This window comes from Sphingomonas cannabina (genome assembly GCF_021391395.1).
Classification (GTDB): domain Bacteria; phylum Pseudomonadota; class Alphaproteobacteria; order Sphingomonadales; family Sphingomonadaceae; genus Sphingomonas; species Sphingomonas cannabina.
On sequence record NZ_CP090059.1, the window covers coordinates 466,722 to 481,575 of the forward strand.

The window sequence follows — 14,854 nt, forward strand, 5'->3', positions numbered from 1 at the left end:
CTGGGCAGCGCCAGCAGGAGGGCAGCATATGGCCGGGTACGACTACGACCTTTTCGTCATCGGCGCAGGATCGGGCGGCGTGCGCGCGGCGCGCGTCTCGGCGGCGCACGGGGCGAAGGTGGCGATCGCCGAGGAATTCCGCGTCGGCGGCACCTGCGTGATCCGCGGCTGCGTGCCCAAGAAGCTGCTCGTGTTCGGCGCCCATTTCGCCGAGGATTTGAAGGACGCGCGCCGTTTCGGCTGGAACGTGCCCGACTGCGACTTCGAGTGGACGACGCTCAGGGACAATGTCCTGAGCGAGGTCGACCGGCTCAACCAGGCCTATACCCAGACGCTGACCAACAACAACGTCGAGATCATCCACCAGCGCGCCACCGTCACCGGTCCGCACGGCGTGCGCCTCGCCGACGGACGCGAGGTCAGCGCGAAGGTTATCCTAGTCGCCACCGGCGCGCGGCCCGACGTCCCGAGCTGCCCCGGCCACGAGCACGGCATCACCTCCAACGAGGTGTTCCACCTCGAGGCGCTGCCGAAACGCGTGCTGATCGCGGGGGCGGGCTATATCGCCAACGAGTTCGCCGGCATCTTCCATCAGTTCGGCAGCAAGGTGACGCTGATCAACCGCACCGACGTGATCCTGCGCGGCTATGACGAATCGATCCGCGACCGGCTGCTGCAGATCGCGATGATGAAGGGCATCGACTTCCGCTTCCACGCCGAGTTCCGGGGCATCACCAAGGACAAGGACGGCTGCCTGACGGTCGAGATGACCAACCATGAGCCGATCACCGTCGACTGCGTACTGTTCGCCACCGGCCGCGTGCCGAACACCACCGACCTCGGGCTGGAGAATGCGGGCGTCGAGCTCGACGCCAAGGGCGCGGTCAAGGTCGACGAGGACAGCCGCTCGACCTGCCCCAGCATCTACGCGGTCGGCGACGTCACCAACCGCATCCAGCTGACGCCGGTGGCGATCCGCGAGGGCCATGCCTTTGCCGACACGGTGTTCGGCGGCAATCCGTGGCGGGTCGACCACGAGAACGTGCCCCATGCGGTGTTCAGCCATCCGCCGATGGCCGGCGTCGGTCTGACCGAGAGCCAGGCGCGGCAGAAGCTGGGGTCGGTCAAGGTCTATCAGTCGGACTTCCGCGCGATGAAGAACGTCCTCGCCGGCCGCAACGAGCGCGCACTCTACAAGATGGTGTGCGACGGCGTGACCGACCGCGTGGTCGGCCTCCACATGATCGGCCCCGACGCGCCGGAGATCCTCCAGGCCGCGGCGATCGCAGTGAAGGCGGGGCTGACCAAGGCCGATTTCGACGCGACGGTGGCGCTCCATCCGACCATGGCGGAGGAGCTGGTGCTGATGCGGTAGGTTCGTGTCACCCCGGACTTGTTCCGGGGTCCACCAAGCCTCGCAGGCCGCGCTCAATCCTCCTGCCCAGTCCTTGCCTCCCGGTGGACCCCGGAACAAGTCCGGGGTGACGGCGAGGAGGCGTGGGAATGTCAGTCCTAATCGCCCTCCGCGATCAACGCGTCCACCTCCCCCGCCGGCCCCGCATCGGAGCGCCGCGCGATCGTCGCGGTGACGGCGACGTCCATCGTGACGTTGCCGATCGTGCGGAACAGGTCGGGCACCGTCTCCACCGCGACGAGCAGGCCGAGCGCCTCGATCGGCACGCCCATCGCGATCGCGACCGGCGCGGTCGAGGCGATGAAGCTGATCGTGCCCGGCAGGCTCACCGATCCCATCGTCGTGATCGCGGCGGTGGCGATGCCCGCGGCGAGCTGGGCCGGGCCGATCGGCACCCCCAGCCAGTGCGCTACGTAGAGCGCGACCGCCAGGTTCATCGCCGGGCTGGTCGCGCGGAAGATCGCCACCGCGATCGGCAGCACGATTCCGGACACGCCCGCGGTGGCGCCGAGCGCCTCGCTCGCGCGCAGCATCGTCGGCAGCGTGGCGAGCGAGGATTGCGTGCTGATCGCGACCGCCTGCGCCGGCGCCACCGCGCGCGCGAAGCGGACCAGGCCGACGCGCGCGCCGATCATCGCCACCGGATAGGCGAGGATCAGCACGATCAGCCCGATCGTCGAGACGATCACGATGTAATGCGCCAGCGCGCCGAACGCCGCCGCCCCGGTACGCGCGCCGACGCCATAGGCGAGCATCAGCACCCCGATCGGCGCCAGCTTCAGCACCCAGCCGATGATGACGATCATCGCGTCGGCGATCGCCTGGAACAGCTTGGTGAGCGTGGTGCGCGGCTCGGGCGGCAGCCGGATGATCGCGAAGGCGAACACCAGCGCGAACACGGTCAGCGGCAGGAAGGCATCGCCCGCCGCCGCCGTCACCACGTTGGTCGGCACGATCGAATCGAAGAAGGCGGCGAGCCCCGGCACCTCGCCGACCGGCTTGGCGCCCGACAGCGATCCCCTGAGCGCCGCCGCCCAATTGCTCGGCAGCGGCCATAGGCGCAGCAGCAGCGGCATCATCACCGCCGAGATCAAGGTGGTCGTCCACAGGATCGCCACGAACATGACCAGCGCGCGCCCGGCGATGCGCCCTGCCCGCGCGGCCTCGGCGCCGGCGGCGACGCCCACCACCAGCAGCGCGACGATCAGCGGGACTATCACCATCTGCAGCGCGTGCAGCCAGGCCGCGCCGATCGGATCGGTCACATGCAGCGCCGCCGCGGCGACGTCGGGCGCGAGCGAGGCGCCGGCGATGCCCGCGAGGAGCCCCACGACCAGGGCGAGCAATATTCGAGTGGCTTGCGACATGCTCGCGGTTCGCCTCCGGTCACGCTATTGGGTCGACAACGCAAACCGACGAGACGTGCAATGGCAAGGAAATATTTCGGCACCGACGGAATTCGCGGGCTGACTAACGTCGCCCCGATGACCGCCGAGATGGCGATGAAGGTGGGAATGGCCGCGGGCAAGCACTTCCAGCGCGGCGACCACCGCCACCGGGTGGTGATCGGCAAGGACACGCGGCTGTCGGGCTATATGCTCGAAAGCGCGATGGTGGCGGGCTTCACCTCGGTCGGCATGGACGTGGTGCTGCTCGGGCCGATGCCGACCCCGGCGGTGGCGATGCTGACCACCTCGATGCGCGCCGACATCGGCGTGATGATCTCGGCGAGCCACAATCCCTATTCGGACAACGGCATCAAGCTGTTCGGACCCGACGGCTACAAGCTCTCCGACGAGGACGAGGCGGCGATCGAGGCGTTGCTGGCGAGCGAGGTGGCGCTGGCCCCCGCCGCCGAGATCGGCCGCGCCCGCCGGGTCGAGGACGCACGCGGGCGCTACATCCACTTCGCCAAGTCGACCTTCCCCGACGACCTGCGCCTCGACGGGCTCAAGGTGGTGGTCGATTGCGCCAACGGCGCCGCCTATCAGGTCGCGCCCTCGGCCTTGTGGGAGCTGGGCGCCGAGGTGGTGGCGATCGGCGTCGAGCCCAACGGCAAGAACATCAACGACCAGGTCGGATCGACCGCGCCGACCACCCTGCAGGAAACGGTGGTCGCCTCCGGCGCGGCGATCGGCATCGCGCTCGACGGCGACGCCGACCGGCTGATCGTGGTCGACGAGACCGGCGCGATCGTCGACGGCGACCAGCTGATGGCGACGATCGCCGGTGGCTGGGCGCGCCAGGGCCGGCTCGCGGGCGGTGGCGTGGTGGCGACCGTCATGTCGAACCTCGGCCTCGAGCGGCATCTCGCGGCGCAGGGGCTGGGGCTGGTGCGCACCGCCGTCGGCGACCGCTACGTGCTCGAGAAGATGCGCGCGTCGGGCTACAATCTCGGCGGCGAGCAGTCGGGCCATATCATCCTATCCGACTATGCGACCACCGGCGACGGGCTGGTGGCGGCGCTGCAGGTGCTCGCCGAGCTGCAGCGCGCCGGGGCGCCGGCCAGCGAGGTGCTGCACCGCTTCGATCCGCTGCCGCAGCTGCTCAAGAACGTCCGCTTCAAGGGCGGCCAGCCGCTGGAGGCCGAAGCGGTCAAGGCGGCGATCGCCGAGAGCGAGGCCGAGCTCGACGGCAGCGGCCGGCTGCTGATCCGCAAATCGGGCACCGAGCCGCTGATCCGCGTGATGGCGGAAGGGGAGGATCGCGCGCAGATCGAGCGCCTGGTCGACCGCATCTGCGACGCGGTGCAGAAGGCGGCGGCGTGACGGTAACTCCTTCCCCGTTCGCCCTGAGCTTGTCGAAATACGCCCCTTTCAATCCTCCCCCGCCAGGGGGAGGTGTCGGCCGTAGGCTGACGGAGGGGGAGGATGCCGACCCACTATCGGCGTGCTTCCGCCCCCTCCGTCACGCTTCGCGTGCCACCTCCCCCTGGCGGGGGAGGATTTGAACGTCGATCCGGTCTAGGAAGAACGCACATGCTAGAGATGCGCCCCGACTGCGAACGCTGCGGCGCCGACCTGCCGGCCGACCAGGCGGGAGCGTTCATCTGCTCGTTCGAATGCACCTTCTGCGCGGAATGCGCGGAGGCGATGGACGAGACCTGCCCCAATTGCGGCGGCGAGCTGCTCGACCGGCCGGCGCGGGTGGGTGAGACGCTGAGGCAGCATCCGGCATCGACCGAGCGGAAGTTCCAAGGATCATGAGCACAGCTTGCCATCATGTGCTCTTGCGCAAGCAGAAGCCCTGGGCCTCCGGCGACACCATGATCCAACGCTCCTGCCTTCGCAGGAGCACGAAGGCGTGATCGCCCGGGTCCTCGTCATCGCCGGCTCCGATTCGGGCGGCGGCGCCGGCATCCAGGCCGATATCAAGACGATCACCATGCTCGGCGGCCATGCGATGACCGCGATCACCGCCCTGACCGCGCAGAACACGCTGGGCGTCGAGGGGGTGATGCCGGTGCCGGCGGCCTTCGTGCTCGAGCAGATCGATACGGTCGTCGCCGACATCGGGGTCGATGCCGTGAAGATCGGCATGATCGGATCGGCGGAGACCGCCCATGCCGTCGCCGATCGGCTGAAGGGGATCGGCGTGCCGGTGGTGTTCGACCCGGTGATGGTGGCGACGAGCGGATCGGTGCTCGCCGACGATGCGACCATCGCGGCGTTCGAGCGGCTGCTCGCGGTCGCCACGGTGGCGACTCCCAACGCCCCCGAGCTCGAGGCGCTCGGCGGGGTCGAGGCGGTGCTCGCCCATGGTTGCCATCTCGTCATCAAGGGCGGCCATGTCGACGGCCCGCGCGTGATCGACCGGCTGCTGTCGCCGACCGGCCAGCTGCTGCGCGAGCTCGACGGCAAGCGCATCGACACCGACGATACCCACGGTACCGGCTGCACCTTCGCCAGCGCGCTCGCCACCGGGCTCGCGCAAGGGAGGCCGATCGACGAGGCGTTCGCGACGGCGGTCCGGTTCGTGCGCATCGCCTTGATCAATGCGCCCGGCCTGGGCCAGGGGCAGGGGCCGATGGGACATGCGCTCGGCTACAATCCGTTCGAGGAGCTCGAAGGCTGATGCCGGGCCTCAAGCACGAGAAGCTGTGCCTGGCGCCGGTCGTCGGCGTCGACGAAGCGGGCCGTGGACCGCTCGCCGGACCGGTGGTGGCGGCGGCGGTGATCCTGCCGGCCAGAGGCGTGCCGCGCGGCATCGACGATTCGAAGAAGCTCACCGCGCCCGAGCGCGCGCGGCTGTGCGAGCGGCTGCGCGGCTGCGCGACCGTCGGCATCGGCATCGTCGAGGCGGACGAGATCGACCGGCTCAACATCTATTGGGCGACGATGAAGGCGATGACGCTGGCGGTGGAGGCATTGGGCTGCGCGCCCGGCCATGTCCTGGTCGACGGCAACCGCCTGCCGCGCTGGGGTTATGCCTCGACCGCGATCGTGGGGGGCGACGCGATCAGCCTGTCGATCGCCGCCGCCTCGATCGTCGCCAAGCACACCCGCGACACGATCATGATCGCCCATGCCGAATCGCATCCGCACTATGGCTGGCATTCCAACAAGGGCTATGCCGCGCCCGAGCATCTCCGGGCGCTGCGAGAACACGGACCGTCGCCGCTCCACCGCCGCAGCTTTGCGCCGGTCGCCCAAGCCGAGCTGCCGTTATCCATGCCGGCTGAGTCTTTCGTGCCACACCCCAAGGGGTTGTGGATCGAGGATTCGGACGGACTCAATATCGAGTCGCGGTCCACGAATGTTCCGCTCGGTTAACGACTTGGCAAGATTTTCCGTTAACCAATGTTCGCTTGACGGGTAGGAGTTCGCCCGCTGACGTGACCCGTCCGGAAAACAGGGTGAAGGACCGCCGATGGGGGTGATCGAGAAGGTTGCGCGGGGACACGCGAGCGCGGAGGCGCCGATCGAGCTCGCGCTCGACCGCATCATCCGCGGCGACTGCATCGAGGCGATGCGGGCGCTTCCCGCCAAGTCGGTCGACCTGATCTTCGCCGATCCGCCCTACAACCTCCAGCTTGGCGGCGACCTCAGCCGGCCCGACGGCAGCCATGTCGACGCGGTCACCGATGACTGGGACAAGTTCGACAGCCTCGCCGCCTATGACGCCTTCACCCGCGCCTGGCTGGCCGAGGCGCGCCGCGTGCTCAAGGACGACGGCGCGATCTGGGTGATCGGCAGCTACCACAACATCTTCAAGGTCGGCGCGGCGATCCAGGACCTCGGCTTCTGGATCCTCAACGACATCGTGTGGCGCAAGGCCAATCCAATGCCGAACTTCAAAGGCACGCGCTTCACCAACGCGCACGAGACGCTGATCTGGGCATCCAAGGGCGAGAAGGCGAAATACACCTTCAACTACCGCTCGATGAAAACGCTCAACGACGAGCTGCAGATGCGATCGGACTGGGAGTTTCCGATCTGCGGCGGGCAGGAGCGGCTCAAGAAGAACGGGGTCAAGGTCCACCCGACCCAGAAGCCCGAGGCGCTGATCTACCGCATCCTGCTCGCCTGCTCGAAGCCGGGCGACGTGATTCTCGACCCCTTCTTCGGCACCGGCACCACCGGCGCGGTGGCGAAGCGGCTCGGGCGGCGCTGGATCGGGATCGAGCGCGAGGGCGTCTACATCGATGCCGCCGAGGAGCGCATCGCCGCCGCGCTGCCGCTCGACGAGAGCGCGCTCACCACCATGCAGAGCCCCAAGGCGCAGCCCAAGGTGGCGTTCGGCACCCTGGTCGAGACCGGGCTGCTGCCGGCGGGAAGCCGGCTCACCGACACCAAGCGGCGCTGGTTCGCGACCGTGCGCGCCGACGGCAGCCTGGCGAGCGACTGCGGCGCCAACGGATCGATCCACAAGCTCGGCGCGACCCTGCAGGGCGCGCCGGCGTGCAATGGCTGGACCTTCTGGCACCATGAGGAGAACGGCGCGCTCGCCCCGATCGACACGCTGCGCCAGCGCTACCTGCTCGCGACGCAGCCCTAGACCGGCTAGGGCGCCGGCATGATCGACCCTGCCGAGATTCCTGCCGGTGCCCGCCTCTATCTCCGCCCCGAGCAGCTCGTCGATTCGCCGGTCGGCCGCGATGGCGAGGTGGCGCGGATCGCGGGCGGCCTCGTCTGGTGCGCGGCCTATGAGCTGATCGCGGTCGAGGACGGCCGGCGCGTCGTGCAGGCGAGCCTACCGGTGAGCCGCCTGCCGGGGATGATCGCCAACCTGCCGCCAGCGCAGGCCGAGCGGCTGCGCGAGCTCGCGCATCGCATCTCGGCCCCGCGTGCGCCGATGACGCTCGGCGAGCGCGTGCTGCGGTTCGAGCAGCCGCAGGTGATGGGCATTCTCAACGTGACGCCCGACAGTTTCTCCGACGGCGGCAAGCATCAGGGCGATCCGGGTGCGATCGCGCGGGCGGGCTTCGATCTGGGGGTAGCCGGCGCCGCGGTGGTCGACATTGGTGGCGAATCGACGCGGCCCGGCGCGGCCACGGTGTGGGAAGGCGACGAGATCGCCCGCGTCGTCCCGGTGATCGCGGCGATGACGCCGGGCGGCACGCCGATCTCGATCGACACCCGCAAGGCCGCAGTGATGGAGGCGGCACTCGCGGCCGGAGCGCACATGGTCAACGACGTCGCCGCGCTGCTGTGGGACGATCGCGCGGCCGGCGTGGTCGCGCGCGCCGGCTGTCCCGTGGTGCTGATGCACTCGCCCGATCCGGCCAAGGGCCCGCACGGGGACGAGGGCTATCGCGACGTGCTGATCGAGGTGTTCGACTGGCTGGAGGCGCGGATCGAGGCCGTCGTGGCGGCGGGAATCGATCGCGCGAAGATTTTGATCGATCCCGGCATCGGCTTCGGCAAGAGCCTGGCCGACAACCTCGCGCTGCTGAACGGGCTCGGCCTGCTCCACGGCCTCGGCGTCCCGATCGTGCTCGGCGCGAGCCGCAAGCGCATGATCGGCGCGCTGAGTCACGAGGCGCCGGTCGACGAGCGGCTGGGCGGCAGCCTGGCGCTGGCGCTGCACGGCGCCCAGCAAGGCGCGCAGATCCTGCGCGTCCACGATGTCGCCGAGACCGCGCAGGCGCTGCGGGTGTGGCGCGGCCTCAGGGACGCGGCGCTGAGCGCGGTGCGTTAGATCAAACGGGCTGGATCGGCTGAAATCCGGTCGCGAAGGCGATCACGATGAGCAGTCCGCCTAGCACGGCCAGCACGGCCGCGGCGATCCGCAGCAGGCGGGACGCGCCGATCCAGCCGAGAACGGTCGCCGCCAGGACCAGCCCCGCGCCGACCAGCCAGCGCGAATCGCCGATCGCATGCCAATGAGCGATGCCGAACAGACCGCCGGCGAGTCCGGCCACTGATGCGGCCAGGCGGGTCGCCGCCGGGGCGGCTGCGCTGAGGCGATAGAGCATGATCAGAGCGAAGGCGACGGCGGCGACGAGTGCGATGAAGTCGATCATGACGGGCTCCCCGTTGGATAGACGAGCATGATGTTTCCGCCGCTGCCCATCAGGCGGCGCTGCTCTGGTCGATGCCGAGCTCGCCGAGCTTGCGGTAGAGCGTCGAACGCCCGATGCCGAGCCGGCGCGCGACCTCGGTCATGCGGCCGCGATAATGGCCGATCGCGAGGCGGATGACATCGGCCTCGATCTCCTCGAGCGCGCGCAGGTTGCCGTCGGGGCGGAACAAGGTGACGCCGCTCGCGCCGGCGAGGCTGCCGGCCGGGCCGCCCTGGCGCACCCCGGCGAGCGTCGCGATCTGCGGGAAATCCGAACGCGTCAGCGCATCGCCGTCGCACAGCACCGCGGCGCGGAACAGCGCGTTGTGGAGCTGGCGGACGTTGCCGGGCCAGTCGTACTGGACCAGCAGCGACAGCGCATCGTCGGTGATGCCGAGCGGCCTCAGCCCCGGCTGGGTGGCGATGCGGCCGAGCAGGTGGCGGGCGAGCGGGGCGATGTCGTCCGGCCGCTCGCGCAGCGGCGGGATCGTCACCTGCACCACATTGAGACGATAATAAAGGTCCTCGCGGAACCGGCCCGCCTCGACCTCTTCGACCAAAGTCTTGTTGGTCGCGGCGATGACGCGGACGTCGACCTCGCTGGTGTGGCGCGCGCCGATCGGCTGGATCTCGCCCGACTGGAGCACGCGCAGCAGCTTGACCTGCGCCTCCAGCGGCATCTCGCCGACCTCGTCGAGGAACAGGGTGCCGCCGTCGGCCTCCTGGAAACGGCCGATCTTGCGCTCGAACGCGCCGGTGAATGCGCCCTTCTCATGCCCGAACAGCTCGGATTCGACGAGGTTGGCGGGGATCGCGCCGCAATTGACGCGGACTACGGCCTTGCGGCCGCGCGGCGAGGCGGCGTGGATCGCCTCCGCCACCACTTCCTTGCCGACGCCGCTTTCGCCCTCGATCAGCACCGGCACGCGGGCGCGCGCGGCCTTGGCGGCAATGGCGAGCGCGGCGCGGAACTGCGGTGCGGCGCCGACGATCTCGTCGAAGGCGAGTGCGGCGGGAATCTTCTCCGTCAGCGGGCGGAGCTCACCGGCGGCGCTGCCGCCCACGGCGGTATCGAGCGCGGCGAGCAGGCGTTCGGCGCCGATCGGCTTGACCAGGAAATCGGTGGCGCCGGCGCGCATGGCGTCGACCGCGGCGGCGACCGAGCCATTGGCGGTCAGCATCAAGAGCGGCAGCGCCGGGCGGCGCAGGCGGATCTCGCGGATCAGCGAGCCGGCATCGGCGTCGGGCGACCAATGGTCGAGCAGGACCACGTCGAGCGCCATGCCATCGGGGGTGCCGAGCGTGGCGATCGCCGTCTCCGCGTCGCCCGCGAAGATCGTCCGCCACCCGCGCCGCGCCGCGATGGCGGCGACCAGGCGGCGCTGCGCCGGCTCGTCGTCGATCAGCATCAGCACGCGCTGGCCGTTCCGCGTCATAATCCTATCCCACTGTCCCAGATCAGGTCAGCGACTTTTAGGTGCGGTTCGGTAAAGGCCGCCTTAAGCGCGTCTCGCACCGGGACTTGAGGGGCGGCGGCCGGGTGGGTAAGACGGCGGCCACAGCAGCTAGGGGATGGATGCGAATGGCCGAGCAGACCGACATGAAGGCGCACGAGGCGACCTATCACGGGGTGATGGCGCTGCTGAAATGGGGCGCGCTCGGTTGCTTCCTGGTGGCGTTCGCCGTCATCCTGCTGATCGCCAGCTAAGTGCGGATCGCCGTCCTCAAGGAGGGGGCTGCCGGCGAACGCCGCGTCGCGGCCGTGCCGGAGACGGTGAAGAAGTTCGTCGCGCTCGGCGCCGAGATGGCGGTCGAGGCCGCCGCCGGCGAGGCCGCTTCCTATGCCGACGCCGACTATGCCGCGGCGGGAGCGACGCTGGGCTCGCGCGCCGAGGTGGTGAAGGGCGCCGACATCCTGCTCGGCGTGCAGGGACCTGATCCGGCGAGCCTGGCCGGCGTGCAGCCCGGCGCATGGCTGGTGGCGGGGCTCAACCCCTTCGGTGAGCGGGCACGGGTCGACGACTACGCCAAGCTCGGTCTCGAAGCGCTGGCGATGGAGTTCATGCCGCGCATCACCCGCGCGCAGTCGATGGACATCCTGTCCTCGCAGTCGAACCTCTCCGGCTACAAGGCGGTGCTCGACGCGGCGGCGGAATATGGCCGCGCCTTTCCGATGATGATGACCGCGGCCGGCACGGTCAGCGCCGCCAAGGTCTTCGTGATGGGCGTCGGCGTCGCCGGGCTCCAGGCGATCGCGACCGCGCGGCGGCTGGGGGCGCAGGTCTCGGCCACCGACGTGCGTTCGGCGACCAAGGAACAGATCCTGTCGCTGGGCGCCAAGCCGATCTTCGTCGAGAACGTCGCCGGCATCGAGGGCGAGGGCTCGGGCGGCTATGCGACCGAGATGAGCGAGGAGTATCAGAAGGCGCAGGCCGAGCTGGTCTCCGGCCATATTGCCAAGCAGGACGTGGTGATCACCACCGCGCTGATCCCCGGCCGGCCGGCGCCGCGGCTCATCTCCGACGCGCAGGTCAGGGCGATGCGGCCGGGCAGCGTGATCGTCGACCTCGCGGTCGAGCAGGGCGGCAACGTCGAGGGCGCGGTCGCCGGCGAGGTGGTCGAGAAGCACGGGGTGAAGATCGTCGGGCACAGGAACGTGCCGTCGCGGCTGGCGAGCGACACCTCGGCGCTGTTCGCGCGCAACCTCTACAATTTCCTGTCGGCCTTCTGGGACAAGGATGCCGGGCGGCCGGTGCTGCCCGACGGCGACGAGATCGGTGAGGCGATCCGGCTGACCAAGGGCGGTCAGGTGGTGAGCGCGAGGTTGACGTCATGAACAATCCTCCCCTGCAAGGGGAGGTGGCGCGCGCAAGCGCGTCGGAGGGGTGTCGCCCCCTCGATAGCGCTGCGGCAAAGCGGTTGGCCGAGCAGGAGTAAGCAAATGGACTTCATCTCGATCCTGTCGATCTTCGTGCTGGCCTGCTTCGTCGGCTATTACGTCGTCTGGTCAGTGACGCCGGCGCTGCACACGCCGCTGATGGCGGTGACCAATGCGATTTCCTCGGTGATCGTCGTCGGCGCGCTGATCGCCAGCGCGGCGGCGGGATCGGCCACCTCGAAATGGCTGGGCCTCGCGGCCGTCGTGCTGGCGAGCGTCAACATCTTCGGCGGCTTCGCGGTCACCGAGCGGATGCTGGCGATGTACAAGAAGAAGGACCGGCCGGCGGCCAAGCATTGATTGACGTCACCCCGGCGGAAGCCGGGGTCTCAGGCGATGGGGCGATCCGGCACGAGATTCCGGCTTTCGCCGGCATGACGATTTGGGGGATGGAATGGAACACGCAGCACCGGTGAACCCTTGGGTGGCCCTGGCCTATCTCGTCGCCGGCGTGTGCTTCATCCTGGCACTCCGCGGGCTCTCCTCGCCCGAGAGCAGCCGTCGCGGCAACCGGTTCGGCATGATCGGCATGGGCCTGGCGGTGGTGACCACGCTCGTCACCCACGAGATCGCGAGCTTGCCCGAGATCGCGGTCGCCATCCTGATCGGCGGCGGCATCGGCTTCGTCGTCGCGCGGCGGATCGCGATGACGGCGATGCCGCAGCTCGTCGCCGCCTTCCACAGCCTCGTCGGCATGGCCGCGGTGCTGGTGGCGGCAGCCGCCTTCCTCAATCCGGAGGCGTTCGGGATCGTCGGCGCCGACGGCGCGATCCTGCCGGTCAGCCGGATCGAGATGGGTCTCGGCGTCGCGATCGGCGCGATCACCTTCTCCGGCTCGGTGATCGCGTTCCTGAAGCTCAACGGCAACATGTCGGGCAAGCCGATCCTGCTGCCCGCGCGCCACGTCATCAATCTCGGCGTGCTCGCCGGTATCCTCGGGTTGATCGGCTATTTCACGCAGGACCAGGCGCCCTGGGTGTTCTGGACGGCGACCGCACTCGCCTTTGCGATCGGCTTCCTGCTGATCATCCCGATCGGCGGCGCGGACATGCCGGTCGTGGTCTCCATGCTCAACAGCTATTCGGGCTGGGCGGCGGCGGCGATGGGATTCACGCTGCACAACACCGCGATGATCATCACCGGCGCGCTGGTGGGCAGCTCGGGCGCGATCCTCTCCTACATCATGTGCCGGGCGATGAACCGCAGCTTCCTCTCGGTGATCGCGGGCGGCTTCGGCGGCGGCGACGCGGCGGCCGTCGGCGGCGGCGCGGCGATCGACCGGCCGTGGAAGCGCGGCTCGGCCGAGGACGCGGCTTTCCTGATGAGCCAGGCCGAGCAGGTGATCATCGTCCCCGGCTACGGCATGGCGGTGGCGCAGGCGCAGCACGTGCTGCGCGAGATGGCCGACAAGCTCAAGGAAGAAGGGGTGCGCGTCAAATATGCGATCCATCCCGTCGCCGGGCGCATGCCGGGGCACATGAACGTGCTGCTGGCCGAGGCCAACGTCCCCTATGACGAGGTGTTCGAGCTCGAGGACATCAATTCCGAGTTCGCGCAGACCGACGTCGCCTTCGTGATCGGCGCCAACGACGTCACCAATCCCGCGGCCAAGACCGACAAGTCGTCGCCGATCTACGGCATGCCGGTGCTCGACGTCGAAAAGGCCAAGACCGTGCTGTTCGTGAAGCGCAGCATGGGCGGCGTCGGCTATGCCGGCGTCGACAACGAAGTGTTCTACCGCGACAACACGATGATGCTGCTCGCCGACGCCAAGAAGATGGTCGAAGAGATCGTCAAGGCGCTCGGTTGATCCGCTCCGGAGGCATTTCGCACGGATTCGGCGGGTGACGGGTCCATTCCGGCGGTGATGCTACTCGTCCGGATAGATGCCTTGCGGCAAACCGGAACAGAGATCGAACGAAGGGGATCGCGATGAGCGAGAGCGATGCGCCTGATGTGACCTATGCCGACGCACCCACCGTCCTGCTGATCGCCGACGACACCCGTGCGGGCGGCGCGGCGGAGCGGGCGGTCGCCCTTGCCGGCGCCCGGCTGCTCGACCGTGTCCGCATTGCCGACGCGGCAGAGCGGCTGGCGATGCAACCCGCGCTCGATATCCTGATGGTCGAGTTGACCGGGATCACAGCCGATGTTGCCGACGATGTGCTCGGCCACGTCGAGGCGGCGATGCGTGAGCGCGAGCTGCGCGTGATCGTCGCGTTCGGTGAGGATCAGATCGATCTCGTCGCCGCCCGACTGATGGGACCGGGCATCAAGCTGCTGTGCGCCCCCGGCGTCGGCGATCGCGTCGCCGCGCTCGCGACGATGCCGCAGGGCCCCGCTACGCAGATCAACGAGCCGCGCCGGGACGAGGCCGAGCAGCTCCGGATGCTCAACGCGGAGGTGGCACGGATCGCCGAGACGCTGGCGCGGCTGACGCGCGGCGAAGACGACGAGCCGGGCAGCCGTATCCGGCCGACCCTGCACGAGCCTGCGCGCGGCTACGGCATGCCGCCGGTGATCGAGACGGGCGTGACGGTGAGCGCCGCCGAGGTGCGCGGTGCGATCCGGGCGCGGCGGCTGCGCGCCAATTTCTTCGCCGCCGATCTGTTCGCCGATCCGGCCTGGGACATGCTGCTCGACCTGTTCGCGGCCGAGCTCGAGCATGTGCGCGTCTCCGTCTCGAGCCTGTGCATCGCCGCGGCGGTGCCGGGAACGACGGCGCTGCGCTGGATCGGAACGATGATCGACGCCGGGCTGTTCGAGCGCCACGCCGATCCGTTCGACCGGCGGCGCGCCTATGTCTCGCTGTCGGAGAAGGCGCGCGAGGGGATGCTGCGCTATTTCGCTGCGATCCGCCGCGCGGGCTTGGCGAGCGCCTGAGCCTGGCGTATCGAGGCCGTCCCGAGGGCGGTTAGCTCAGTTGGTAGAGCATCTCGTTTACACCGAGAGGGTCGGCGGTTCGAGCCCGTCACCGCCCACCATCGGCCGATCCCCTA

Annotated in this window: 15 protein-coding genes and 1 tRNA gene; 13 read left to right on the top strand and 3 right to left on the bottom strand. The window is 69.3% G+C overall.

The features are described 5' to 3' along the window. Positions 1-28: 28 nt before the first annotated feature. A complete protein-coding gene (gene gor / locus LZK98_RS02360) occupies positions 29-1,375 on the top strand; it encodes a glutathione-disulfide reductase (protein ID WP_233784759.1) in 1,347 nt (448 codons plus the stop codon). Between the two features lie 137 nt (positions 1,376-1,512). Here gor and LZK98_RS02365 read toward each other — a convergent pair whose 3' ends face one another. Beyond that, positions 1,513-2,781, bottom strand: a complete 1,269-nt coding sequence (locus LZK98_RS02365) for a dicarboxylate/amino acid:cation symporter (RefSeq protein WP_233784760.1) — start codon at positions 2,779-2,781, stop codon at positions 1,513-1,515. Positions 2,782-2,841: 60 nt separating this feature from the next. Between LZK98_RS02365 and glmM the strand changes: the two genes are divergently transcribed. From glmM to folP, 6 genes are all read left to right on the top strand, one after another. After that, positions 2,842-4,182, top strand: coding sequence for a phosphoglucosamine mutase (gene glmM, locus LZK98_RS02370; protein ID WP_233784761.1), 1,341 nt, complete (start codon positions 2,842-2,844; stop codon positions 4,180-4,182). Positions 4,183-4,392: 210 nt separating this feature from the next. Further along, positions 4,393-4,620 (top strand): DUF1272 domain-containing protein, encoded by a 228-nt coding sequence (locus LZK98_RS02375; RefSeq protein WP_233784762.1) that lies wholly within the window; start codon positions 4,393-4,395, stop codon positions 4,618-4,620. Positions 4,621-4,717: 97 nt separating this feature from the next. Then, complete coding sequence (gene thiD / locus LZK98_RS02380) at positions 4,718-5,488, top strand: bifunctional hydroxymethylpyrimidine kinase/phosphomethylpyrimidine kinase (protein WP_233784763.1); 771 nt, start codon at positions 4,718-4,720, stop codon at positions 5,486-5,488. Next, complete coding sequence (locus tag LZK98_RS02385) at positions 5,488-6,186, top strand: ribonuclease HII (protein ID WP_233784764.1); 699 nt, start codon at positions 5,488-5,490, stop codon at positions 6,184-6,186. Before thiD ends, LZK98_RS02385 begins: the two co-directional genes overlap by 1 nt. Positions 6,187-6,283: 97 nt before the next feature. Beyond that, positions 6,284-7,411 carry a site-specific DNA-methyltransferase gene (locus LZK98_RS02390; protein ID WP_319937525.1) on the top strand — a complete coding sequence of 376 codons (1,128 nt, stop codon included), beginning with the start codon at positions 6,284-6,286 and terminating at the stop codon, positions 7,409-7,411. An 18-nt stretch (positions 7,412-7,429) separates the two neighbouring features. Next, positions 7,430-8,554, top strand: coding sequence for a dihydropteroate synthase (gene folP, locus LZK98_RS02395; RefSeq protein ID WP_233784765.1), 1,125 nt, complete (start codon positions 7,430-7,432; stop codon positions 8,552-8,554). Between the two features lies 1 nt (position 8,555). Here the strand turns inward: folP and LZK98_RS02400 are convergent, their stop codons facing one another. Together LZK98_RS02400 and LZK98_RS02405 are read right to left on the bottom strand one after the other, a co-directional pair. Next, positions 8,556-8,879 carry a hypothetical protein gene (locus LZK98_RS02400; protein ID WP_233784766.1) on the bottom strand — a complete coding sequence of 108 codons (324 nt, stop codon included), beginning with the start codon at positions 8,877-8,879 and terminating at the stop codon, positions 8,556-8,558. A 49-nt stretch (positions 8,880-8,928) separates the two neighbouring features. Further along, the gene (locus LZK98_RS02405; protein WP_233784767.1) at positions 8,929-10,353 is read right to left on the bottom strand and encodes a sigma-54-dependent transcriptional regulator; all 1,425 of its coding nucleotides are present in this window, start codon (positions 10,351-10,353) and stop codon (positions 8,929-8,931) included. 146 nt (positions 10,354-10,499) lie between these two features. Between LZK98_RS02405 and LZK98_RS02410 the strand changes: the two genes are divergently transcribed. The 6 genes from LZK98_RS02410 to LZK98_RS02435 all read left to right on the top strand — a co-directional run bounded on the left by LZK98_RS02410 (position 10,500) and on the right by LZK98_RS02435 (position 14,839). Next, on the top strand, positions 10,500-10,625 hold the full coding sequence (locus tag LZK98_RS02410) for an aa3-type cytochrome c oxidase subunit IV (RefSeq protein ID WP_233784768.1): 126 nt from the start codon (positions 10,500-10,502) through the stop codon (positions 10,623-10,625). Further along, entirely contained in the window at positions 10,626-11,753 is a 1,128-nt protein-coding gene (locus LZK98_RS02415) for an NAD(P) transhydrogenase subunit alpha (protein WP_233784769.1), read from the top strand. A gap of 105 nt (positions 11,754-11,858) precedes the next feature. Continuing rightward, positions 11,859-12,155 (top strand): NAD(P) transhydrogenase subunit alpha, encoded by a 297-nt coding sequence (locus LZK98_RS02420; RefSeq protein ID WP_233784770.1) that lies wholly within the window; start codon positions 11,859-11,861, stop codon positions 12,153-12,155. Between the two features lie 94 nt (positions 12,156-12,249). After that, a complete protein-coding gene (locus LZK98_RS02425) occupies positions 12,250-13,665 on the top strand; it encodes an NAD(P)(+) transhydrogenase (Re/Si-specific) subunit beta (RefSeq protein WP_233784771.1) in 1,416 nt (471 codons plus the stop codon). Positions 13,666-13,787: 122 nt separating this feature from the next. Further along, on the top strand, positions 13,788-14,738 hold the full coding sequence (locus LZK98_RS02430) for a helix-turn-helix domain-containing protein (RefSeq protein ID WP_233784772.1): 951 nt from the start codon (positions 13,788-13,790) through the stop codon (positions 14,736-14,738). A 25-nt stretch (positions 14,739-14,763) separates the two neighbouring features. Further along, a tRNA-Val gene (locus tag LZK98_RS02435) sits at positions 14,764-14,839 on the top strand. Positions 14,840-14,854 lie beyond the last annotated feature (15 nt).

Excerpts from the sequence above, each read along its gene's own strand:
- LZK98_RS02385 (WP_233784764.1), top strand. The coding sequence starts at position 5,488 with ATGCCGGGCCTCAAGCACGAGAAGCTGTGCCTGGCGCCGGTCGTCGGC.
- LZK98_RS02375 (WP_233784762.1), top strand. The coding sequence starts at position 4,393 with ATGCTAGAGATGCGCCCCGACTGCGAACGCTGCGGCGCCGACCTGCCG.
- LZK98_RS02400 (WP_233784766.1), bottom strand. The coding sequence starts at position 8,879 with ATGATCGACTTCATCGCACTCGTCGCCGCCGTCGCCTTCGCTCTGATC.
- LZK98_RS02420 (WP_233784770.1), top strand. The coding sequence starts at position 11,859 with ATGGACTTCATCTCGATCCTGTCGATCTTCGTGCTGGCCTGCTTCGTC.
- LZK98_RS02425 (WP_233784771.1), top strand. The coding sequence starts at position 12,250 with ATGGAACACGCAGCACCGGTGAACCCTTGGGTGGCCCTGGCCTATCTC.
- gor (WP_233784759.1), top strand. The coding sequence starts at position 29 with ATGGCCGGGTACGACTACGACCTTTTCGTCATCGGCGCAGGATCGGGC.
- LZK98_RS02405 (WP_233784767.1), bottom strand. The coding sequence starts at position 10,353 with ATGACGCGGAACGGCCAGCGCGTGCTGATGCTGATCGACGACGAGCCG.
- LZK98_RS02390 (WP_319937525.1), top strand. The coding sequence starts at position 6,284 with ATGGGGGTGATCGAGAAGGTTGCGCGGGGACACGCGAGCGCGGAGGCG.
- glmM (WP_233784761.1), top strand. The coding sequence starts at position 2,842 with ATGGCAAGGAAATATTTCGGCACCGACGGAATTCGCGGGCTGACTAAC.
- LZK98_RS02365 (WP_233784760.1), bottom strand. The coding sequence starts at position 2,781 with ATGTCGCAAGCCACTCGAATATTGCTCGCCCTGGTCGTGGGGCTCCTC.
- LZK98_RS02430 (WP_233784772.1), top strand. The coding sequence starts at position 13,788 with ATGAGCGAGAGCGATGCGCCTGATGTGACCTATGCCGACGCACCCACC.
- LZK98_RS02410 (WP_233784768.1), top strand. The coding sequence starts at position 10,500 with ATGGCCGAGCAGACCGACATGAAGGCGCACGAGGCGACCTATCACGGG.
- folP (WP_233784765.1), top strand. The coding sequence starts at position 7,430 with ATGATCGACCCTGCCGAGATTCCTGCCGGTGCCCGCCTCTATCTCCGC.